Below are 21451 nucleotides of genomic sequence, written 5' to 3'. Positions count from 1 at the left end.
GACACAGCAAAGTGTTTCCCTTCGCGGGTGCCGGATACGATTTACCACCGCTTTTTCCTTTATTACCAGCAGTAGCAGACGGAACGCTATGATAGTTGTAGAAAATCTGACCCGACGGTTCAATCAGCTTGTCGCTGTCGATAACCTGTCCTTCACCATAAAAGCCGGAGAGATTGTGGGATTTCTGGGGCCAAATGGCGCCGGTAAGTCCACTACCATGAAAATGCTTACCGGTTTTCTGGACCCTTCATCAGGTAAAATCAAAATAGACGGCGCGGATATGCCCGGCAAAGCGAAAGCATTGCAGGAGCGTATTGGCTATCTGCCTGAAGGCGCGCCGCTTTATGGTGAGATGACAGTGTTTCAGTTTTTACATTTCGTGGCCGGTGTACGGGGACTGAAAGGTAAGCATCGTCAGAAGCGTCTCAAACATGTTATAGAGCAGGTGGAGCTGGGAGACGTGCTGAACAGGCAGATAGATAAATTGTCAAAAGGGTTCCGCCATCGCATTGGTCTGGCTCAGGCTATCATGCATGATCCGGATATTCTTATTCTGGATGAACCCACAGACGGACTGGATCCGAATCAGAAATATCAGGTAAGGGAACTTATCAAGGCGTTGTCGAAAGACAAAATCGTTATCATTTCCACCCACATCCTGGAAGAAGTCAGCGCTGTGTGTAACCGCGCCATGATCATTTCTCAGGGCAAATTGTTGTTTGACGGAACACCCCAGGAATTGCAATACCGTTCCCGCTATCACCAGGCCATCACACTGCATTTCAGTTATGCCGCCGATATTTCCGGGCTGGCGGAAATTGATGGTGTCGATGAAATGGTGGTTAACCGCGAAACCGGCGATGTCACGCTGTTCCCTGAAGATGGCAAGTTGCTGATGACGCCGGTCACCGAACATGTCAGTCATTACCGGCTGCCGGTGGACAAATTTACCATTGAAACCGGTCGCCTGGATGATGTATTCCGTGAAATTACTACCGGGGAGCGTGTGCAGTAATGAGAAGTTTAACCATTGCACGACGGGAGTTCGGCAGCTTTTTTGCTACACCTGTGGCGTATGTTTATCTGGTAATGTTCCTGGTGCTGAGCAGCGTGTTTACCTTCTTTATGGGAGATTTTTACGCCAGAGGACAGGCTGATTTACTGCCATTTTTTAATTTTCATCCCTGGCTCTATTTGTTTCTGGTACCAGCCATTGCCATGCGTAGCTGGGCTGAAGAAAGAAAATCCGGCACCATTGAATTACTAATGACATTGCCGGTGTCAGAAACGCAGGCTGTAGCCGGCAAGTTTCTGGCCTGCTGGGGAATTCTCGGACTGGCTCTGTTGATGACCACGCCCTTGTGGTTAACCGTTAATTATCTCGGCTCACCGGATAACGGAATCATCGTTGCCGCTTATACCGGCAGCTGGTTGATGGCCGGCGCTTTTCTTGCCATCAGTCAGTGTATGTCTGCGTTAACACATAATCAGGTTATTGCCTTTGTTATGTCTGTGCTGGTGTGTTTTCTCTTTCTGGTCAGCGGTTCGGAAATCGTGGTCGATGTGTTTAAAAACTGGGCACCTAATTTCGTGGTGGATACCGTTGCTTCTTTCAGTTTCCTCACCCATTTTGAAGCTATGTCAAAAGGTGTGCTGGCTGCGAATGATGTGGTGTATTTTCTGCTGGTCATCTTTGTGTGGCTGACCGCAAACGCCGTGATTACTGAACAGAACAAGGCAGGGTGATCATGATGAAGAAAAAATGGTTGTCTGTGTTAAGTCTTGGCCTGCTGGCAGTGCTGTTTGTATTGCTGGTTTTCATTAACAATCAATTGTTAAGCAAATATCGCATTGATTTGACAGAAGACAAGGTGTTCTCGTTGTCAGAGGGAACCCGTAATGTGCTCACCAGTCTGGATGAACCGGTCACGTTGTACTTCTTCTACTCCGATTCGGCGACGACGGGTATGACAAAAATGCGTAACTATGCCGCCAGAGTAGAAAGTTTGTTGCGTGAATATGCACAGGCGTCCGGCGGTAAAGTTCAACTGCAAATCGTTGACCCTGTACCTTTTTCGGAAAACGAAGATAAAGCCAATCAGTTCGGTCTCACAGGAGCGGCACTGGGTAATGTGGGAGAACAGATTTACTTTGGTCTTGCCGGCACGAATTTACTGGATGATCAGTTCACCATCCCGTTCTTTGATCCTAAGAACGAGCAGTTTCTTGAATATGAAATCAGTAAACTGATTTATCGCCTGAGTAATCCGGATACGCTGACGCTGGCGCTGGTCACTGATTTACCTGTTGCCGGCGGACAAGATCCTCTGACCGGGCGATACACCGGTCCCATGGTGTTTTATCAGCAACTGGCGCAGCTGTATAACATTCGTATTGTGAACAGTACTGCTGATGGATTACCGGAAGATACCGATGTGGTATTGCTGGCGCATCCGCAAGCGCTGTCAGACGGCCTGCTGTATGCCATTGATCAGTTTGCCATGCACAATGGCCGGATCCTGGCCTTTATTGACCCTCATTATGAAGGAAATGCGCTTTCTTCGTTGCGACAAGTGGGTGCCAACGCGTCTTCGTTTCCGTTGCTGAAGGCCTGGGGAATTAAGGCGGATTTAACCAATATCGTCCTTGATGCTCAACTGGCTTTTGATTTGCGAAATGAAAACGGTGCGATAGTGAAGCATTTTGGCATTCTCGGGCTCACCGCAGCTCAGCTCGATGGTAATGATGTGATCACTGCCAATCTGGACTCAGTAAACGGCGCATCCTTCGGTGCCCTGGAAACGGTGAAAAAAGCCGGCTTGTCTATGCATACGCTAATACGTTCTTCCGTTAACTCAGGGCTGACCAATGCAGATAACTATGCCCAGACCCTTAACCCGGTAGCGTTGCACCGTGGATTCGGCGGAAACACAGAAACCTACACCGTTGCCGCCCGTTACCGTGGTAAAGCCCGCTCATATTTCAGTGCACCGAAAGATCCGGCGAAAGCGGCGACCTATGAAGGGCAGACTGATAATCTGAATCTGGTGCTGGTGGCAGACGCAGATATGCTTTCAGACCGTTACTGGGTGCAACAAACGGCGTTCTTCGGAGATACGGTATTTACGCCGTTTGCGAATAACGGTGACTTTATTGTCAATGCAATTGAAAACCTCACCGGCAGCGATGCGCTTATCAGTATCCGCTCCCGTGGCACCTATGTGCGCCCCTTTGAAAGGGTAAAGGCCCTGGAGACAGCGGCGGAAGGTAAATACCGCGAGCAGGAAGAACAGTTGCAGGAAGAGCTGATCCAGACGGAGCAAAAACTACGTGAGCTTCAGGGACAACAGGGGCAGGGCGGTACCATTGTCTTTACCGGTCAGCAGCAGGAGGCAATAGATAAGTATATTGCCCGCAGAGTTCAAATTCGCCGTGAACTTCGCGAAGTGCGCTATCAGCTTGACCGCGAGATAGACCGTCTTGGCGATAAACTGAAAATAGTGAATATAGCCCTGGCACCTGCTGTGCTGACGGGCTTGTTATGGTTACTGGCGTTTATCTTCAAACGCAGAGCAGGAAAAGCATACCGGACAGAAACTCAGTCATGAATTTACGCATTCTTATATTATCGGGGTTAGTTGCTGCCAGTGCCGGTGTTGCCGGCTGGTTACAAAGTCATTCTGACCGCACTACCCGGGAAGCATCCGCAGAACATGAATTGCAAAGCGAGCTGGCGACAGCGGCAAAAGATATTCAGCGGATCAAAATTGAAACCCACGAAGGGGTGGTATTTGCTGCCGTGAAAGATACTGACAGGTGGATTGCAACTCACCTCGACACCATTATGACCTTTCCGGTGGACATGAAAAAGCTGGCGAAATTTGCTAATGCCCTGAACAGTCTGGAAGTGCTGGAGCCTAAAACATCACAGCCGGAATTTTATCACCGTCTGGGCGTTGAAAGTGTCAGAGATAGTGATGCCCGCTCTTTGCTGATTGAGATTGGCGGCGAAAAGGAAGCCTTTTCGTTGCTCGTGGGAAGGGCGGCCAGTGGTAACCGTGGCACATATGTGCGGCAGCCTGAAGCATCTACCAGCCTGCTGGTAAACAAAACTTTGCCGTTACCGGAAAAGCGCAGCGACTGGTTAAGCCGTGAGATTTTCGCTTTTAACAGTTCAGATATCAATGCTGTGGATGTTGAAATTGAAGGGCAGCCCCTGCTGACGTTAAACCGTGAAGGAGAGACCGCTGATGGCTGGCAGATTGCAGGCAATGATGAGGCTACTCCCGCACTGAGATATCCAACCATAGTAGGTCAGACAGTTGATAAGATGCTGCGCTTCGACTTTGATGGTGTCAAACCCTTCCTGCAGCATAAGTGGAGTGAGGTATCACTGATCAGTCAGGTTATCTTTTCTCTGGAAGATGGCAGTGAAGTCATGGCTTATCTTTCAGCACCGGACCCGCGCGGACGTTTTCAATTGTGGATTGATACCCCGGACTCACCACGCTGGATATCCGAATGGGTATTTGAGCTTTCCGAATATCAGGCCCGTGCTTTTCTGCCCGGGCTGGAAAATTTGACATCCGCTATCTGAAATTCCGGACGCTTCAGCCCTGACCTTTACGCAGTGATGCCAGCAACTGTGCAAGATGCTGGCTGCCAAGGCTTGCCGCTTTACGCATATTACGCTCGTAAATTGCGGATGATTCGTCCTTGTTCTTCATGGCCTCTTCAATATCCTTTTCACGGATAATGTGCAGCACCGGCCAGGGACTCCGGTTCGTGTAATGGCTGGCATCATCCGGGTCTTCTCCTTCGAAAAGATAATCAGGATGAAAGCTGGCCAGCTGAAACTCGCCGCTGAAACTGGATGCGTCCAGCAGGCGCTCCGCCATACCTAGAATGTCGAGATAATCGTCGAAATCATTGCCACAGCGATAGAAAATAACCAGTGTCGTAGCTATTTCCGGTGACTCACGCAACGTCTGGCAAGCCTGATAAACGGTTTCAAGGATGTCTGCAGGATTACCGGAATCATCCACTTCGTAGCGGATCAGGTCCGGTGTGAATACGGGTTTGGCGAAAGGGCAGAAGTTGTAGCCTATCACTACTTTTTCTACCCAGTCGCGGGTGGCAGCAGCCACCCTCTGATTGTATGTCATGAATGGTACTTAACGTACGCTTCCAGCGTGTTTTCAATCAGGCTGGCAACAGTCATAGGGCCTACGCCGCCCGGTACCGGCGTGATCCAACCCGCGCGGGTCTTCGCGTTTTCGAAATCAACATCGCCAACCAGAGAACCGTCATTCACCCGGTTGATACCCACATCAATCACAATCGCACCGGGTTTAATCCATTCACCGGGAATGAAGTTGGGTTTACCCACAGCCACAACCAGCAAGTCTGCACGGCTGACGTGGGCTTTTAAATCCTGTGTAAACTTGTGGCAAGTTGTCACAGTGCAGCCGGCAAGCAGTAATTCCAGACTCATAGGACGACCAACGATATTACTGGCACCCACAATAACCGCGTCCAGGCCTTTTACAGGACGTTTTGTGGCAGCAATCATGGTCATAATACCTTTAGGCGTACAAGGACGCAGAGCAGGGATACGTTGCGCCAGGCGACCAATATTGTAAGGGTGGAAGCCGTCAACATCTTTGTGCGGCTCAATACGTTCCAGTACACGTTCAGCATTGAGACCGGCAGGCAGCGGCAATTGCACAAGAATACCGTCGATTTCAGGATCCTGATTGAGTTGATCTACCACAGCCAGTAATTCTTCTTCACTGGTGCTCGCCGGTAAATCAAAAGAACGGGAAACAAACCCGACTTCTTCACAGGCTTTACGTTTATTAGACACATATACTTGTGAGGCAGCATCACTGCCTACCAGTACAACAGCCAGACCGGGGCAACGCTTTCCGGCTTCTTTTAAAGATTCAACGTAGCTTGCTACGTCCTGGCGAACTTGTTTGGCAATGACTTTGCCATCAATCAGGTGGGCACTCATGAATGTGTTCTTCTCATTTCATTACGTTAACCCTTATATTGTTTCACAACTTACAACACCTTGCCAAAGTGAAAATGCGCTTAAAAGATCAGCGGATTGGTCAAAAAAACAGACGATTGCGCGTAATCTGAGCGGTCAGAATTTTTATTGAAAAAAGTGTTTGACGGGATGGGATGTTGGCTATAGTATTCGCACCCCGTAACGGCAGGGAACATTAACTGCCTTACACAGTCGGTGAGTGGCGCAGTTTGGTAGCGCACTTGGTTTGGGTCCAAGGGGTCGCAGGTTCAAATCCTGTCTCACCGACCACTATTGCAAGCTTCGATTCGTCGGGCGTCCGTAGCTCAGCTGGATAGAGCAACGGCCTTCTAAGCCGTGGGTCGCAGGTTCGAATCCTGCCGGACGCGCCATCGGTGAGTTCGCAGGAAATACTGACAAGATGTCAGTATTCGGGTAGGCTTAAGAAGTTTGTAATTGCACTCTCTGTGGTGGGCGTAGCTCAGTTGGTAGAGCCCCGGATTGTGATTCCGGTTGTCGTGGGTTCAAGTCCCATCGTCCACCCCACTTTTCCCTCAGGGAATGTGAGTGCAACATATCTTTAGCCGGTTATGCCGGTGTCTTTTGAAGCATTTCTCACGTCTTCGAAATACTCAGTTCGGTGAGTGGCGCAGTTTGGTAGCGCACTTGGTTTGGGTCCAAGGGGTCGCAGGTTCAAATCCTGTCTCACCGACCATTATTTATTCCCAATAATTTCCTTAATTGTCATCACCTGATGATAAATGTCCCGTTATCTCCGGTTTTTCCTGTTATTTGTTGCTAATCCCTCTCGACTCTGTAAAAACCTGCTTGTATACTACCGCGTCTTTTTTTAACCAATGTGTTTAAACAATGGTTTAACACTGTTGAATAACACTCCCTCTAAACCCGGTGTAACGCGCCGATATATGGCAAGGACGGGAAGGGGATTCAAACAAAGCGTCACTTTAAGACGCACAGTTGAGGTAACATAATGCAAGTTTCAGTCGAGACGACCCAGGGTTTAGAACGCCGTCTTACTATTACCGTTCCAGCAGATTCTGTTGATTCTGCGGTTAAAGCGCGTCTTCAACAATTATCAAAAACGCAACGCATCAACGGTTTCCGTCCTGGTAAAGTACCAGTAAGCGTAATCCAAAAACGTTTTGGCGCTGCTGTGCGTCAGGAAGTTGCTGGTGACGTAATGCAACAGAACTTCTATCAGGCAATCGTTCAGGAAAAAATTAACCCTGCCGGCATGCCTTCTTTTGAACTGGTTAAAGACGAAAATGGCCAGGATTTAGAGTTCGTTGCGGCATTTGAAGTGTATCCTGAAGTTGAAGTTCAGGGCGTTGCAGACATCGAAATTGAGAAGCCAGTGGTTGAAATTTCCGACGCTGACCTCGATAACATGATGGAGACGCTGCAAAAGCAACACGCTACGTGGAAAGAAGTTAAGCGTAAAGCGAAGAAAGATGACCGTGTTGTTATCGATTTTGTTGGTAAAATTGACGGTGAAGAATTTGAAGGCGGTAAAGCAGAAGACTTTACCCTTGAGCTTGGCCAGGGTCGCATGATCCCGGGCTTCGAAGAGCCGCTGGTAGGTGCTAAGAAAGACGATGAAGTGACTGTAGAAGTGACTTTCCCTGAAGACTACCATGCAGAGAACCTGAAAGGTAAAGCTGCAGTATTTGACGTTACCGTTAAGAAAGTAGAAGGTAAGCAATTGCCGGACGTTGACGACGAATTTGCTAAGCTGTTCGGTGTTGAAGAAGGCGGCGTTGACGCCCTGAAAGCGGAAGTGCGTAAAAACATGGAACGCGAACTGACTCAAACGCTGAAAACAACCGTAAAAGAAGATGTTATTTCTAAGCTGATCGAAAAGAATGAATTCGACGTGCCAAAAGCACTGATCGATCAGGAAGTAAATGCACTGCGTGAACAGGCAAAACAACGTTTCAGTCAGCAAGCTGGTGGCCAGAACATGCCAGAACTGCCTGCAGAACTGTTCACTGACAATGCAATCCGTCGCGTACGCATCGGTTTACTGCTGGGTGAAATCATCAAGCAGAACGAACTGAAAGCAGACGACGAAAAAGTAATGCAATTAATTGAAACATCAGCGTCAGCTTATGAAGATCCTCAGGAAGTTGTGGACTATTATAAAGCTAACGAAGAACTGATGAACCAGATGCGCAATGTTGCACTGGAAGAGCAGGCCATCGACTGGGTATTAGAAAATGCTAAAACTCAGGAAGTGACCAAAGCTTTTGACGAGGTTATGAACAAACAGGCGTAATTTATTACCCTCTGATTGACTTAACCTGTCAGCAACTGCTTAAATGCTCGGAACCTTCCGGGCATTTTTGTTTTTAACGCTAAGAAATCAAGGTAGATATGATAAACCCATTTGAACCACAAGATGCATTGGTGCCTATGGTCGTCGAGCAGACGTCTAAAGGTGAACGTTCCTACGACATTTATTCCCGTCTGCTAAAAGAAAATGTGATTTTCTTAGTGGGTCAGGTTGAAGACCACATGGCGAACCTCATCGTCGCGCAAATGCTTTTCCTTGAAGCTGAGAATCCGGAAAAAGATATTTATCTTTATATCAACTCTCCGGGTGGTTCTGTGACGGCAGGCATGGCGATTTACGACACCATGAATTTCATTAAGCCTGACGTAAGCACGGTTTGTATTGGTCAGGCGGCCAGCATGGGCGCTTTCCTGTTATCAGGCGGTACCAAAGGGAAGCGTTTCTGCTTACCTAACTCACGGGTAATGATTCACCAGCCGCTGGGCGGATTCCAGGGACAGGCGTCGGATTTTGAAATTCACGCGAAAGAAATTCTTTCTATTAAAGAGAAAATGAATCGTCTGATGGCCGAACATACTGGCCAGGATTACGAAAAAGTTGCAAGGGATACAGACCGGGATAACTTCCTGAGTGCAGCAGAAGCCAGGGATTATGGCCTAATCGATCAGATTTTAACAAATCGATCTGACGCAGCCGCCACTAAGTAGTATAGTTATAGTAATCCTGAACTCGTGTACCCGCACGATTTTCGTTTGTTCAGGAAAGGCAGAGGCAAAGAGTAATGAGTGACAAGCAGAACGGTGACGGTGATAATAAGCTTTTGTACTGTTCCTTTTGTGGCAAAAGCCAACATGAAGTCAGAAAGCTGATTGCGGGACCGTCCGTTTTTATTTGCGATGAGTGTGTTGAATTATGCAACGACATTATTCGTGAAGAGATTAAGGAAATTGCACCAAAGCAAAAGCAGGATGCACTTCCTAAACCACAAGAAATTCATACACACCTTGATGATTATGTCATTGGTCAGGAACACGCAAAGAAAGTGCTGTCGGTAGCGGTGTATAACCACTACAAGCGCCTGCGCAATGGTGATGTGCACGAGGGTGTTGAGCTGGGTAAGAGTAATATCCTGCTAATTGGCCCTACTGGTAGCGGTAAAACGTTACTGGCGGAAACCCTGGCCCGTTTACTGGATGTGCCGTTTACCATGGCCGATGCCACCACCCTGACCGAAGCCGGTTACGTGGGTGAGGACGTTGAAAACATCATTCAGAAGCTGTTGCAGAAGTGCGATTATGATGTAGAGAAAGCCCAGCGCGGTATTGTCTACATTGATGAAATCGACAAGATTTCCCGTAAGTCTGATAACCCTTCTATTACACGTGATGTGTCAGGTGAAGGTGTTCAGCAGGCGCTGCTGAAACTGATTGAAGGCACGGTTGCATCCGTTCCGCCTCAAGGTGGACGTAAGCATCCTCAGCAGGAATTCCTGCAGGTCGACACGTCTAAAATCCTGTTTATCTGTGGTGGTGCGTTTGCCGGTCTGGATAAAGTGATTGAGCAGCGTGCAAATAAAGATACCGGAATTGGTTTCGGTGCGTCGGTGAAGTCTAAAGAAAGCAAGCAGGAACTCAGCGATCTGTTCAAACGGGTAGAGCCGGAAGATTTAGTGAAGTACGGGTTAATTCCGGAGTTCATTGGTCGTCTGCCGGTAGTGACCAGCCTGGAAGAATTGAACGAAGAAGCGCTGATCCAGATCCTTCGTGAGCCGAAGAACGCCATTACCAAACAGTACGGTGCGCTCTTTGCCATGGAAGAAACTGAACTGGAATTCCGTGACGATGCATTGCATGCCATCGCAAGAAAGGCGATGCAACGTAAAACCGGTGCCCGTGGCCTGCGTTCTATCGTTGAAGCAGTGTTGCTCGATACCATGTACGATTTACCTTCAATGGAAAACGTATGCAAAGTGGTTATCGACGAGTCTGTGATTAAAGGCGAATCTAAACCTATTCTGATGTACAAGAACGAAGAGAAGAAAGCGGTCTCTGAGTGATTGTCATGTAAGATAAAGAAAAAGGTCCTTCGGGACCTTTTTTGTTATCTGTCACCGGGTCATCCGGCATCCGGTTAGCCGTAATTACCGTGAAAAGGCAGGGCTGTTACAAGGTGTCATCGATGGTGACTTCACCGGTCAGTGAACTGTAATAGACGGAAAACGCCGGTTGTGCCTGCAAAATAAAGGTGCAGGTACCGTCTGCATAGGTGGCCTGGTAGTCCGCCGAGGTATCTTCTGCAACCGTGGGGCTGCCGCTGGCAAGCAAGGCATTCCATAACGATGTGCAATCCCAGGCGTTGTCCGTTACCGGGCTGGCTTCATACGGCGTATAGCTCTGTGCAGGCCAGCCATACTGATTAAAATCAATGACGTTTTGTCCGTTGCCGAACACATCCAGATTATCCACCGGCCCCGTGTGACCACCGGCACGCCACTTTAAACGGGCCAGATTAATAGCAGAAGCAAAGGCCGCTCCCACACCCTGAACACTGGCCGCCTGAGCGTCATCCTGAAGATCGATGAAACGGGGCGCTGCGGTGACTGCCAGTACGCCGAGAATAACAATAACAATAACCAGCTCAATGAGCGTGAATCCGGAATTTGATGGAGATGATGTCATAACAAGTTTCACTGCAATCTTGATATCTTTGAAGAATAAGATTTTAACTGTATTTTTTCCAATTTCTTGAGCATAACAGGTTTATTTTATTGGGAATAGTTATCATTTGTAATAAGCAATAACCTGCCTTCGTCGTATATTTGTACAGTCGTTTGACTTTGCTCTGCTCTCCGGCACAAAAAGGTTGCACCATCATTAAAAATCGATAATGGTAAAAGTAACAAGGTTTAACACAGGATTGATTGAACTTTGCCTGTGCATCCCCATATCAATTCACATTATGAACAATACAGAGAACACGTATGACAGCTGAGCGTGAAGATCGCATTGAGATCCCCGTACTTGCCTTACGGGACGTAGTCGTTTATCCCCATATGGTCATACCGCTATTTGTTGGCAGGGAAAAGTCCATCCGTTGTCTTGAAGCAGCGATGGAAAATGATAAACAAATCTTTTTAGTTGCACAGAAGGACGCCAGTGTTGATGAGCCTGAATCTGATGACATTTTTCAGGTTGGCACATTAGCCACTATTTTACAGTTATTAAAACTGCCTGACGGCACAGTGAAAGTGCTGGTCGAAGGTAATGTTCGTGGTGAAATTCATCAGTACGAGCAGGCTGAGCCATTCTTCGTGGCGCAAGTAAGCCGTGTTGAAGATGAGTTACTGTCTGACAATGAGCAGGAAGTACTTATCCGCTCTGCGGTATCCCAGTTCGAGGGATACGTAAAACTGAATAAGAAGATCCCGCCAGAAGTGTTAACCTCGCTTAACGGCATTGATGACGCTGCCCGTCTCGCCGATACCATGGCTGCTCATATGCCGCTTAAACTGGCTGAGAAGCAGAAGGTATTGGAAATGAAAGGCGTGAACGAGCGTCTTGAGTACCTGATGGCGCTGATGGAAGGCGAAATTGATTTGCTGCAGGTCGAAAAGAAAATTCGTACCCGCGTGAAAAAGCAGATGGAAAAAAGCCAGCGCGAGTATTATCTGAATGAACAGATGAAAGCCATTCAGAAAGAACTGGGTGAACTGGATGATGCACCGGACGAGTTTGAGGCGCTGAGCAAAAAGATTGAAGAAGCGAAGATGCCTAAAGATGCCGAAGATAAGGCACGGGCTGAGTTGCAGAAACTGAAAATGATGTCTCCCATGTCGGCAGAAGCCACCGTGGTACGCAGTTATATTGAATGGCTGACCAATGTTCCCTGGCATAAGCGCAGTGCAGTGAAGAAAGATTTGTCACTGGCCGAGAAAGTACTGGATGCAGATCACTATGGTCTGGAGAAAGTAAAAGAGCGCATTGTTGAATATCTGGCGGTACAGAAACGGGTTAAAAAGCTGAAAGGTCCAATCCTTTGCTTAGTCGGTCCTCCGGGTGTGGGTAAAACCTCGTTGGGTCAGTCTATTGCCAAAGCTACCGGACGTAAGTACGTGCGTATGGCATTAGGCGGGGTGCGGGATGAAGCAGAAATTCGTGGTCACCGTCGTACTTACATCGGTTCATTACCGGGCAAACTGATTCAGAAAATGGCCAAAGTAGGGGTGAAAAACCCGCTTTTCCTGCTTGATGAAATCGACAAAATGTCTTCTGACATGCGTGGTGACCCGTCATCGGCGCTGCTCGAGGTATTAGATCCTGAACAAAACAGCAGCTTCAGCGACCACTATCTTGAAGTCGACTACGACCTGTCTGATGTTATGTTTGTGGCGACCTCAAACAGCATGAATATTCCCGGGCCACTGCTCGACCGGATGGAAGTGATTCGTCTGTCGGGTTACACCGAAGATGAGAAGCTGAACATTGCGACACGTCATCTTATTTCCAAACAGATGGAACGTAACGGCCTTAAAGCCAAAGAGCTGGATATCACAGAATCCGCCATCATCGGCATGATTCGCTACTATACCCGCGAAGCGGGTGTACGAAGCCTGGAAAGAGAAATTTCTAAAGTTTGCCGTAAAGCAGTAAAAGATATTCTGCTAAGTAAGAGCAAAGACAAAGTCGTTGTGACGCAGGATAACCTGAAAGACTATCTGGGCGTGCAGCGTTTTGATTATGGTAAAGCGGATAAAGAAAACCAGATAGGGCAGGTGACCGGCCTTGCATGGACACAGGTAGGCGGAGACTTGCTGACTATCGAAACCACTGCGGTACCCGGTAAAGGCAAGATGACCACCACCGGTTCTCTGGGGGACGTGATGCAGGAGTCCATTCAGGCGGCGATGACTGTAGTAAGAAGCCGTGCCGAAAAACTGCGCATCAACGAAGACTTCTATGAAAAGCGTGATATCCACGTACACGTGCCCGAAGGTGCCACGCCAAAAGATGGTCCGAGCGCCGGTATTGCAATGTGCACCGCACTGGTATCCACGCTCACAGGTAATCCGGTGAAATGTGATGTTGCCATGACCGGTGAAATTACCCTTCGCGGAGAAGTGCTGGCAATCGGCGGATTAAAAGAGAAGCTGCTGGCTGCACACCGTGGCGGTATTAAAACTGTCGTCATTCCACATGAGAATGAACGTGATTTGGAAGAAATTCCTGAAAACGTGAAAGCGGACTTGTCTATCCATCCAGTTAAATGGATTGATGAAGTACTCGATATTGCTCTGCAGGAGCCTGTTGAGTCTTTTAAAGTTGTCGCTAATAAGTAACGGTAGAAATTGGCTGCATACCAGTAAATTCGCGGGATGTAGCCTTTTTTTGAACTGTTTGCTCAAAAAACACCCATTACAGCCCCAAATTAACCTTTTTTTTTAAATTTAGGGCTTTCAACTGTCAGAAGTTGTGTTACCTTTACTACGTACTCGCTTGAAGCCTTGTCTCTAAAGGGATTGCAGCGATTCATTAAACGTTAATTAATTGTAACACTTAGCTTGATTGTCGAAATCAAGCTTGTTATAACGTTCTGAAGACAATCACTGTTTTCGGACAAGAGTATAATAACAATCGAAGGGGATCATAATTGTGAACAAGTCTCAACTCATCGACCAAATCGCTGCTGGTGCAGATATCTCTAAAGCTGCTGCAGGCCGTGCATTAGATGCATTCACTGATGCAGTTACCGCAGCGCTTAAAGAAGGTGATCAGGTTGCACTGGTAGGTTTCGGTACGTTTGCTGTTCGCGAACGCTCAGCGCGTAGTGGCCGTAACCCACAAACTGGTGAGACTATTCAAATCGCAGCTGCTAAAGTTCCTTCTTTCAAAGCTGGTAAAGCTCTGAAAGACGCTTGTAACTAAGCAGAAAAAGATTCGATAAAAGGCGATGGTCAGTACCATCGCCTTTTTTATTTCTCCTGCCCGCATTTTCCGCTGTCACCCAACTCTATCTATTGGAATTCAACGGATTTCCTGCAAATTGACTGACGGGATTATCGCCTTTGGCACGGGGAATCGATATAATCTGCCATATTTTTCCGGTGAGTGTTGAACAAAGCCGGAGCGAAGCAGTAAGCAACGGAGTTGAAAGTAAGTCATGTTAGAGAGAATCCGAGAAGGTTCGCAAGGCCCGTGGGCAATGATTATCATTGGTCTGGTCGTGCTGAGCTTTGTTTTTGCCGGTGTAGGGAGTTACCTGAACAGTTCCGGTGAAACTGTCGCCGCCACTGTAAATGGCGAAGAAATTGGTCTGAATGAGCTGGAGCGTGCTTATCAGTCACAGCGCAGCCGTATGGAATCACAATACGGTGAGAGCGTATCAGCGCTGTTTGCTGATGAAGGTTACATGCAGCAATTCCGCCGCGGTGTACTGGACAGCCTGATTGACGAAAAGCTGGTTGAGCAGAAAGCCCGCGAATTAGGTTTACGTGTGGGTGATGATCAAATCCGTGACACCATTCGCAGCATGCCTGAATTCCAGCTTGGCGGACAGTTTAACAACGACCGTTACCTGGCCCTTTTACGTCAGAACGGTTACCAGCCGTCAGATTTCCGCGATTTCCTGCGTACACAGTTAACCCGTGAACAGTTGACACGCGCTCTTGGCGTGTCTGACTTCGCCCTGCCCGGTGAAGCCCGCCGTGTATTTGACTTACAGGCTCAGACCCGCGATGCCCGCTATGTCGTAGTGGACGCAGCGCCTTTTGCTGACGAAGTTGAAATTTCTGATGCTGACATTCAGGGTTATTACGATGCCAACATCACTTCGTTTGATACTGAAGAAAAAGTCAGCGTAGCCTATGTCAAATTGTCAGTCGATGATTTAAAAGACGACGTAACGGTGTCTGACGATGAAGTGTCTGCGTGGTACGAAGAAAATAAAGACCAGTACCGTGATGAAGAACAGCGTCGCGTCTCGCATATTTTGATTGAAACCGGCGATGATGAAGAGGCTGCAAAAGCGAAAGCAGAAGCATTGCTGGCAGAAATTAAAGGCGGTGCAGACTTCGCAACCGTGGCAGAAGAAAGTTCTGAAGACAGTTTCTCTGCTGAAAATGGTGGTGATCTTGATTACATCACGCCCGGCATGATGGACGACGCTTTCGACTCAGCAGTATTCTCACTTAAGAATGTGGGTGATGTGACAGATGTCGTGAAAACAGAGTTTGGCTTCCATATCATCAAACTGACCGATCTGAAGCCTGAAACCATTAAGCCTTTCAGTGATGTTGCCGGTGAAATCCGTGAAAACCTCATCACTGAAAAAGCCACTGATCGTTTCTATGAACTTCAGTCCCGTATGGCAGAAGTAGCCTTCGAAGTACCGGATACTCTGGATGAAGTGGCAGCCATTGCCAATACATCGATTGAGACTACCCCGCTGTTTACCCGTAACGACGTACCAGCCGAAATTGATAACCCGCAGGTTGTCAGCGATGTATTTTCGCCGGAACTGATCGAAGAGCAGGTGAACAGCGATCTCATCGAACTTGATGCCAGCACCGTAATGGTGGTACGTGTTAACGAACATGAGGCCCAACGCACCAAGTCACTGGATGAAGTAAAAGAGTCTATCACTGCGTCTCTGCGCAGCGAAAAGGCGCAGCAGGCTGCGCAGGACTGGGCGGAAGCTCAGCTGGCTCAGCTTGAAAGTGGTAATGAAATTGCAGACTCTCTGTCAGCCCGTTCACTGGACTGGGAAACCGTTGAAAACGTGAATCGTGGTGATCAGCAATTACCACGTAATCTGCTTGATACCCTGTTCACTCTGGCGCCGGCTGAAGGCAAATCCCGCCGTGTGGCCCTGTTAGGCAGTGGCGACGTAGCACTGATTGAACTGACTGCAGTACATGCGCCTGAAGCGGCGGATGATGCAACAGTTTCTGCCATCCGTCAGCGTCTGGCGCAGGCGAACAGCCAGTCTACCTATGCAGCTTTTGTTAAAGCGCTTCGTGATGAGGCTGATGTTACCCTTGGTACGGCCCGTTAAACGACATTGCTGAATCACAGAAGGTGCGCTTTGCGCACCTTTTTTTTGCCACCGGCAGAACCGGTATATAAGGACTTTTAATGCGTATTCTTCACGCCTATGCAACGCGACTTCCGTTACCGGCTAAAAAGTACGGTGGCACGGAAAGGGTTATCTGGTCACTGGCTCAGGCTCAGATGAGGCAAGGTCATGAAGTCAAATTCCTGGCCCGCAATGCCGGTGAACTGGCCTCTCAGACATTGAAATATGACCGTGATAAGCCGGTCAGTGAGCAAATCACAGACTGGCCTGATGTGGTGCATTTTCACTGGCCTTACGAAGGTGAGCTGGATAAACCGTTCCTGTGCACCGAGCATGGTAATGCAGGGGAAGCCAGAACTTATCCGCAGAATACGGTTTTCCTTTCGGAGAAACATGCGTCTAATCACCATGCCAGCTGTTACGTTTATAACGGACTGGACTGGCGGGATTATGGTGAGCCTCATACCGGTAAGCCGGATAATTATTTTCATTTTCTCGGCAAGGCCCGCTCTGCACTGAAAAACCTGGACGGTGCTGTCCGCATTGCCGGCAACGTCAATGAGAAGCTGGCTGTGCTGGGGGGAAACCGGTTTAACTTTGGCAGAAATCCGTATTTCGATTTTCACCTTCACACCCGTTTCAAGGGTATGGTGGGCGGAGAGGAAAAGCACAGGTTAATCCGGCGCTCAAAAGGACTTATTTTTCCCGTACGCTGGCATGAGCCTTTCGGGCTGGCGATCACAGAAAGTTTGTTCCTGGGAACACCGGTATTTTCTACACCCTACGGCTCATTGCCTGAACTTATCAACAATGCTGATGTAGGTTTTTTGTCGTCAAGTTACAAAGAGCTTGAGCAGGCTGTTGCTCAGGCAGACAGTTTTTCCCGGCAGGCCTGCCACGAATATGCCCGTGATGTGTTTAATGCTGAAGTGATGGAACAGCGTTATTACAAGCTTTACGAAGAGGTGATTAACGGTCACGTGCTGAATGATGCACAACCTCACGCCACGGGGAATGTATCAGAAATTCTCCCGATGACGGATTAACCTCCTCTGCCAGCCTGCGGAACAGAATTTTAATGTTCCGCTTATTCCCTTTTTCCGGACAGCTACATCCTTATCAGATCCTGTGTGTCAAAAACATCATCAGGGTATAAAACGCCGCAATGACCGCAGACAACACCAGAATATAAATAAATCCCTGTTTACCCTGAGCGAGTGTCCATTTATTAGCTTTCAGATAGGCAAACCAGAGCAGGCTGAGTAGAAGAGGGATCAGTACAATTATCTTTATCACGGGTAATCTTTTCCTTGTGTGTTGCAATTATGATGCGGAAAAACGTCACTATTTTCCAGTCATTACTCTTATATCTACATTAACTACTGATTTTATTAACAAATGTGTAATGGCGTGCTAATTGCTTACATCTCTTCTAATCAGAAGTACAAGTTCAGTAACCGGCTTAACGTCTGACCCGGTAATCAGACAGAAAATAAGTTGCAATGGAGGCAGTTAATGTTCAGTTTTAAAGCGTTGTGTGCGGGAATCGTCGTTACCTTGATTGCAGGTCCTGTACTGGCCGCTGACAGAGCACAAAATATCACACTGGATGATTACAGTTTTCCCGTAACTGAAGTGTCAGCGCTGACACCGGCTGAACCGGCTGCTGATGAGATTTTGCAACCCGGCATGATCCTCGGTTATGACGTATACCGGACAGGTAAAGTTGTCGGCAGAGATCCGCTGACCGGTACCGTATCAATCGCCATTGCCGGTCAAACCGTTCGTATTCGCCCGGATACCAGAGAAATTGTTGATATAGCCGGTTAATTCTACCTTCCCCTGATATCCATCCTGCTTTTCCTGTTACTCGTCCGTAACTCCGTGTCCGGCTGTTGATGATTAGTAATTGAAGCATATAATAAGCATTGCTTACTAATTGAGGTTGATATGGAAAATTCCACATCCCGTGAAACCCCCTGTTACTACGATACCCGGCATGGCCCGGTAGAAGGTTTTTTACTGGCTGATATCACAAGGCGCATGCGTGGCGCTTTTCAGGACAGGTTAGATGGCAGTGATCTCACCCTTTCACAGGCGAGAGCACTGAAACTGATAGCCATGAATCCCGGTGTACAGCAAAAAGCGCTTGCGCAGATGCTTGAAATCCAGCCAATGACTATTGCAAAGCTGCTGGACAATCTCGAGTTACGGGGGCTGGTCCGTCGGGATAAGGACCCGGCAGACCGCCGTGCTCACCTGATTAACCTGACCGCAGATGCAGAACCCGTGTTAAAAACCATCAAAGTGACAATTGAAGCATTGCGCGAGGAAATGCTGCAGGACCTCAGTGAGCAACAACGGGCACAGTTTGTCGATGTGCTGACGCTCATTCGTGAACGTCTTATGTCAATGTCTTTCTGATACGGAGAATTAAATGTCAGAAGAATCCACAAAAGCTGCGCCGTCTTCACGCAGCAAAAGATTTTTATTTATGGTCGTTGTCCCGGTACTGGCATGTCTTGCCGGCGGTGCGGCTTGGTTACACGGCGGGCGACTGGTTGAAACGGATAATGCTTATGTTAAAGCCGATCTGATCCAAATCAGTCCTCAGGTCAGCGGTAATATTATTCACGTCAATGTGCGTGAAAATCAGCAAGTCAAAAAAGGCGATATTCTTTTTGAAATTGACGCTGAACCCTATCAGGTAGCCATGGAGAAGGCTGCTGCGAATATGGCACAGGTCAGAACAGAACTGTCTGCCCTGAAAGCCTCTTACGTTGAGAAGCAAACGGAACTGAAACTGGCAGAAAGTAAGCTGGCCTATGCGCAAAAAGAGGAAGTTCGTCAGGATAACCTGTTGAAAAAGCGCTATGTGTCGGATGCAGATTTTGACGCAGCCCATCAAAATGTGGCCATTGCCAAACTTAACGTACTGGCGGTAAAAGACGATCTTAAACAAATCGCAGAGTCTCTCGGAGGCAGCGATACACTGCCGGCTGAGCAACACCCTGATTATCTGGCGGCAAAAGCGACGCTGGCGGAAGCACTGCTTGATTACAAACATACACAGATACTGGCACCGCAGGACGGGGTAGTGCGTATACCGCCTAAAGCCGGACAGTATTTTGCTGCCGGCAGTCAGGCTTTGTCGATGGTCATGAACCGGCAAATGTGGATTGAGGCAAATTATACTGAAACCGATCTGACCTGGGTGAAGCCCGGTCAGCATGTGACCATCAACGTCGATACGTATCCGGATCATCAGTGGCACGGAGTCGTAGAGAGTTTGAGTCCGGCAACCAGCGCGGAATTTTCAGTGCTGCCCGCACAAAACGGGACCGGGAACTGGGTGAAGATCGCCCAGCGTTTGCCTGTGCGCATCCGGCTTGATGATGAGCCTGATTTGCCGTTATTAAGAGCAGGGCTCAGTGTGATTACGGAAATTGACACGCAGCATCAGCGTTCAGTATTAGGGCTGACACTGTAGATGTCTGCACAGCCGGATACGTCATCATCATCTGCTAACCGCGTCATGATCACCTTATCGGTGATGCTGGCGACTATCATGCAGGCGCTGGATACAACTATCGCTAATGTGGCCTTGCCCCATATGCAGGGAAGTATGAGTGCCACGCAGGATCAGATAAGCTGGGTGCTGACCAGCTACATTGTTGCCGCAGCGATTTTCATGCCGCTTACCGGATTGCTCAGTGCCAGATTTGGCCGCCGCCGCTTGTTCATGTGGTCAGTAGTCGGATTCACAGTGGCATCCATGCTTTGCGGCGCAGCGCAGAACTTAAATCAGATAGTGATCTTCCGGTTGCTGCAGGGGATATTCGGCGCCAGCCTGGTGCCGTTATCCCAGTCTGTACTGCTGGATACCTGGCCGAAAGAAAAACATGGACAGGCGATGGCCATGTGGGGCGTGGGCGTTATGCTCGGTCCTATTCTCGGGCCTACCCTTGGCGGACTACTGACAGAATATTATGACTGGCGCTGGGTGTTTTACATCAACCTGCCATTCGGTATTCTCGCCTGGTTTGGCCTTATGCGATTTGTCCCGGAAACGGAGCTGGATCCTGACAGACGTTTTGATCTCACAGGTTTTGCCATGCTGGCGCTGGCCATTGGCGCGTTACAAATGATGCTGGACAGAGGAGAGTCTCAGGGCTGGTTTGCCAGCAGAGAAATCGTTATCGAAGCGGCTCTGGCAGCGCTGGGTATGTATCTCTTTATTGTGCATATATTCACTCACCGTAAACCTTTTATCGAACCGGCCATGTTCCGCGACAGAAATTTCTCGGTGGGTCTGCTGTTTATCTTTATCGTCGGTATTATTTTGCTGGCCACCATGGCGCTGTTGCCACCGTTTATGCAAAACCTCATGGGCTATCCGGTGGTGGACGTAGGCTACCTGCTTGCTCCGAGAGGAATAGGCACCATGATTTCAATGATTCTGGTGGGGCGCCTTTCAGGTAAAGTCGATGTGCGGCTGATGATATTTACCGGACTCATGCTGATGAGTTACTCATTGTGGGCGATGACCCTGTTTACTGCGGATGTCAGTGCCCATGAAATTATCCGTACCGGTGTTATTCAGGGGCTGGGCCTGGGATTTGTTTTTGTGCCCCTCTCAACCGCCAGTTTCGCCACACTGGCGGCCTCGTACCGTAATGAAGGTACAGCAATGTTCAGTTTGTTACGCAACATTGGCAGCAGCATCGGCATCTCTGTGGTGATGACCTATCTGGCTCAGTCTGCACAGCGGAATCATGCAGTATTTGCAGAATTTATGTCGCTGGATAATGCCGGCTTTAAGGAAAGTGTGGCTCACGGAATTTATGCGACGTCGGGTACAGGGTTGAGCAGCCTCAATACACTGGTCACTACTCAGGCAACCACGCTGGCCTATCTGCAGGATTTTCGCCTGATGATGTGGATCACTCTGGCATCGGTTCCGCTTTTGTTGCTTATGCGTCCTGCAACTGCGCCGGCCAAAGCAGCATAACCAGTTAATATAACAAAGCCGG

19 protein-coding genes and 4 tRNA genes are annotated in these 21451 nt (G+C 48.4%); 19 read left to right on the top strand and 4 right to left on the bottom strand.

What is annotated here, in order from left to right; genetic code table 11:
• The first annotated feature begins 88 nt into the window (after nucleotides 1–88).
• Genes ACXAH4_RS12190 through ACXAH4_RS12175 form a run of 4 tightly spaced genes read left to right on the top strand, consistent with a single transcriptional unit; the run spans nucleotide 89 to nucleotide 4597 of the window.
• On the top strand, nucleotides 89–1015 hold the full coding sequence (locus ACXAH4_RS12190) for an ABC transporter ATP-binding protein (protein ID WP_474847999.1): 927 nt from the start codon (nucleotides 89–91) through the stop codon (nucleotides 1013–1015).
• Nucleotides 1015–1746: an ABC transporter permease subunit gene (locus ACXAH4_RS12185; protein ID WP_119501991.1), complete on the top strand. Its 732-nt coding sequence runs from the start codon at nucleotides 1015–1017 to the stop codon at nucleotides 1744–1746. Before ACXAH4_RS12190 ends, ACXAH4_RS12185 begins: the two co-directional genes overlap by 1 nt.
• A 2-nt stretch (nucleotides 1747–1748) precedes the next feature.
• Complete coding sequence (locus tag ACXAH4_RS12180) at nucleotides 1749–3608, top strand: GldG family protein (RefSeq protein ID WP_474848001.1); 1860 nt, start codon at nucleotides 1749–1751, stop codon at nucleotides 3606–3608.
• Nucleotides 3605–4597, top strand: a complete 993-nt coding sequence (locus ACXAH4_RS12175) for a DUF4340 domain-containing protein (RefSeq protein WP_474848003.1) — start codon at nucleotides 3605–3607, stop codon at nucleotides 4595–4597. The genes ACXAH4_RS12180 and ACXAH4_RS12175 overlap by 4 nt, the downstream gene beginning before the upstream one ends.
• Before the next feature lie 13 nt (nucleotides 4598–4610).
• Here the strand turns inward: ACXAH4_RS12175 and ACXAH4_RS12170 are convergent, their stop codons facing one another.
• Nucleotides 4611–5165, bottom strand: a complete 555-nt coding sequence (locus tag ACXAH4_RS12170; protein ID WP_474882055.1) for a DUF1415 domain-containing protein — start codon at nucleotides 5163–5165, stop codon at nucleotides 4611–4613.
• Entirely contained in the window at nucleotides 5162–6016 is an 855-nt protein-coding gene (folD, locus tag ACXAH4_RS12165; protein WP_474882053.1) for a bifunctional methylenetetrahydrofolate dehydrogenase/methenyltetrahydrofolate cyclohydrolase FolD, read from the bottom strand. Before folD ends, ACXAH4_RS12170 begins: the two co-directional genes overlap by 4 nt.
• Nucleotides 6017–6248: 232 nt before the next feature.
• Between folD and ACXAH4_RS12160 the strand changes: the two genes are divergently transcribed.
• From ACXAH4_RS12160 to clpX, 7 genes are all read left to right on the top strand, one after another.
• A tRNA-Pro gene (locus ACXAH4_RS12160) sits at nucleotides 6249–6325 on the top strand.
• A gap of 24 nt (nucleotides 6326–6349) precedes the next feature.
• Nucleotides 6350–6426 (top strand) — tRNA-Arg (locus ACXAH4_RS12155).
• A gap of 78 nt (nucleotides 6427–6504) precedes the next feature.
• Nucleotides 6505–6580: transfer RNA gene (locus tag ACXAH4_RS12150), tRNA-His, on the top strand.
• Between the two features lie 92 nt (nucleotides 6581–6672).
• A tRNA-Pro gene (locus tag ACXAH4_RS12145) sits at nucleotides 6673–6749 on the top strand.
• A 276-nt stretch (nucleotides 6750–7025) separates the two neighbouring features.
• Nucleotides 7026–8330, top strand: coding sequence for a trigger factor (gene tig / locus ACXAH4_RS12140; protein WP_474882051.1), 1305 nt, complete (start codon nucleotides 7026–7028; stop codon nucleotides 8328–8330).
• A 98-nt stretch (nucleotides 8331–8428) separates the two neighbouring features.
• Nucleotides 8429–9055, top strand: coding sequence for an ATP-dependent Clp endopeptidase proteolytic subunit ClpP (gene clpP, locus ACXAH4_RS12135; RefSeq protein ID WP_119501986.1), 627 nt, complete (start codon nucleotides 8429–8431; stop codon nucleotides 9053–9055).
• A 74-nt stretch (nucleotides 9056–9129) separates the two neighbouring features.
• Entirely contained in the window at nucleotides 9130–10404 is a 1275-nt protein-coding gene (gene clpX, locus ACXAH4_RS12130) for an ATP-dependent protease ATP-binding subunit ClpX (RefSeq protein ID WP_119501985.1), read from the top strand.
• A gap of 106 nt (nucleotides 10405–10510) precedes the next feature.
• Here clpX and ACXAH4_RS12125 read toward each other — a convergent pair whose 3' ends face one another.
• Nucleotides 10511–11026, bottom strand: a complete 516-nt coding sequence (locus ACXAH4_RS12125) for a prepilin-type N-terminal cleavage/methylation domain-containing protein (RefSeq protein ID WP_349588024.1) — start codon at nucleotides 11024–11026, stop codon at nucleotides 10511–10513.
• A 302-nt stretch (nucleotides 11027–11328) separates the two neighbouring features.
• On the opposite strand from ACXAH4_RS12125, the gene lon reads away from it, so the two are divergent.
• The 4 genes from lon to ACXAH4_RS12105 all read left to right on the top strand — a co-directional run bounded on the left by lon (nucleotide 11329) and on the right by ACXAH4_RS12105 (nucleotide 17464).
• Nucleotides 11329–13683, top strand: a complete 2355-nt coding sequence (gene lon / locus ACXAH4_RS12120) for an endopeptidase La (protein WP_474882050.1) — start codon at nucleotides 11329–11331, stop codon at nucleotides 13681–13683.
• A gap of 313 nt (nucleotides 13684–13996) precedes the next feature.
• Nucleotides 13997–14269: a nucleoid-associated protein HU-beta gene (gene hupB / locus ACXAH4_RS12115; protein WP_119501982.1), complete on the top strand. Its 273-nt coding sequence runs from the start codon at nucleotides 13997–13999 to the stop codon at nucleotides 14267–14269.
• 235 nt (nucleotides 14270–14504) lie between these two features.
• Entirely contained in the window at nucleotides 14505–16397 is a 1893-nt protein-coding gene (gene ppiD / locus ACXAH4_RS12110) for a peptidylprolyl isomerase (RefSeq protein WP_474848009.1), read from the top strand.
• Nucleotides 16398–16477: 80 nt separating this feature from the next.
• On the top strand, nucleotides 16478–17464 hold the full coding sequence (locus ACXAH4_RS12105; RefSeq protein ID WP_474842560.1) for a glycosyltransferase family 4 protein: 987 nt from the start codon (nucleotides 16478–16480) through the stop codon (nucleotides 17462–17464).
• A 73-nt stretch (nucleotides 17465–17537) separates the two neighbouring features.
• Here ACXAH4_RS12105 and ACXAH4_RS12100 read toward each other — a convergent pair whose 3' ends face one another.
• Nucleotides 17538–17714: a hypothetical protein gene (locus tag ACXAH4_RS12100; RefSeq protein WP_474882048.1), complete on the bottom strand. Its 177-nt coding sequence runs from the start codon at nucleotides 17712–17714 to the stop codon at nucleotides 17538–17540.
• 219 nt (nucleotides 17715–17933) lie between these two features.
• Between ACXAH4_RS12100 and ACXAH4_RS12095 the strand changes: the two genes are divergently transcribed.
• The 4 genes from ACXAH4_RS12095 (at nucleotide 17934) to ACXAH4_RS12080 (ending at nucleotide 21429) form a co-directional block, all read left to right on the top strand.
• Nucleotides 17934–18248 (top strand): hypothetical protein, encoded by a 315-nt coding sequence (locus ACXAH4_RS12095; protein ID WP_474842558.1) that lies wholly within the window; start codon nucleotides 17934–17936, stop codon nucleotides 18246–18248.
• Between the two features lie 120 nt (nucleotides 18249–18368).
• Nucleotides 18369–18842, top strand: a complete 474-nt coding sequence (locus ACXAH4_RS12090; RefSeq protein WP_303573068.1) for a MarR family winged helix-turn-helix transcriptional regulator — start codon at nucleotides 18369–18371, stop codon at nucleotides 18840–18842.
• Between the two features lie 13 nt (nucleotides 18843–18855).
• Nucleotides 18856–19908, top strand: coding sequence for an HlyD family secretion protein (locus ACXAH4_RS12085; RefSeq protein WP_474882045.1), 1053 nt, complete (start codon nucleotides 18856–18858; stop codon nucleotides 19906–19908).
• Complete coding sequence (locus ACXAH4_RS12080) at nucleotides 19909–21429, top strand: DHA2 family efflux MFS transporter permease subunit (protein ID WP_474882043.1); 1521 nt, start codon at nucleotides 19909–19911, stop codon at nucleotides 21427–21429. It abuts the gene before it with no gap.
• The last annotated feature ends 22 nt before the right edge of the window (nucleotides 21430–21451 follow it).

It is taken from the genome of Alteromonas sp. ABV2_168, assembly GCF_056161165.1.
This window is presented reverse-complemented; position numbering and strand designations above follow the sequence as displayed.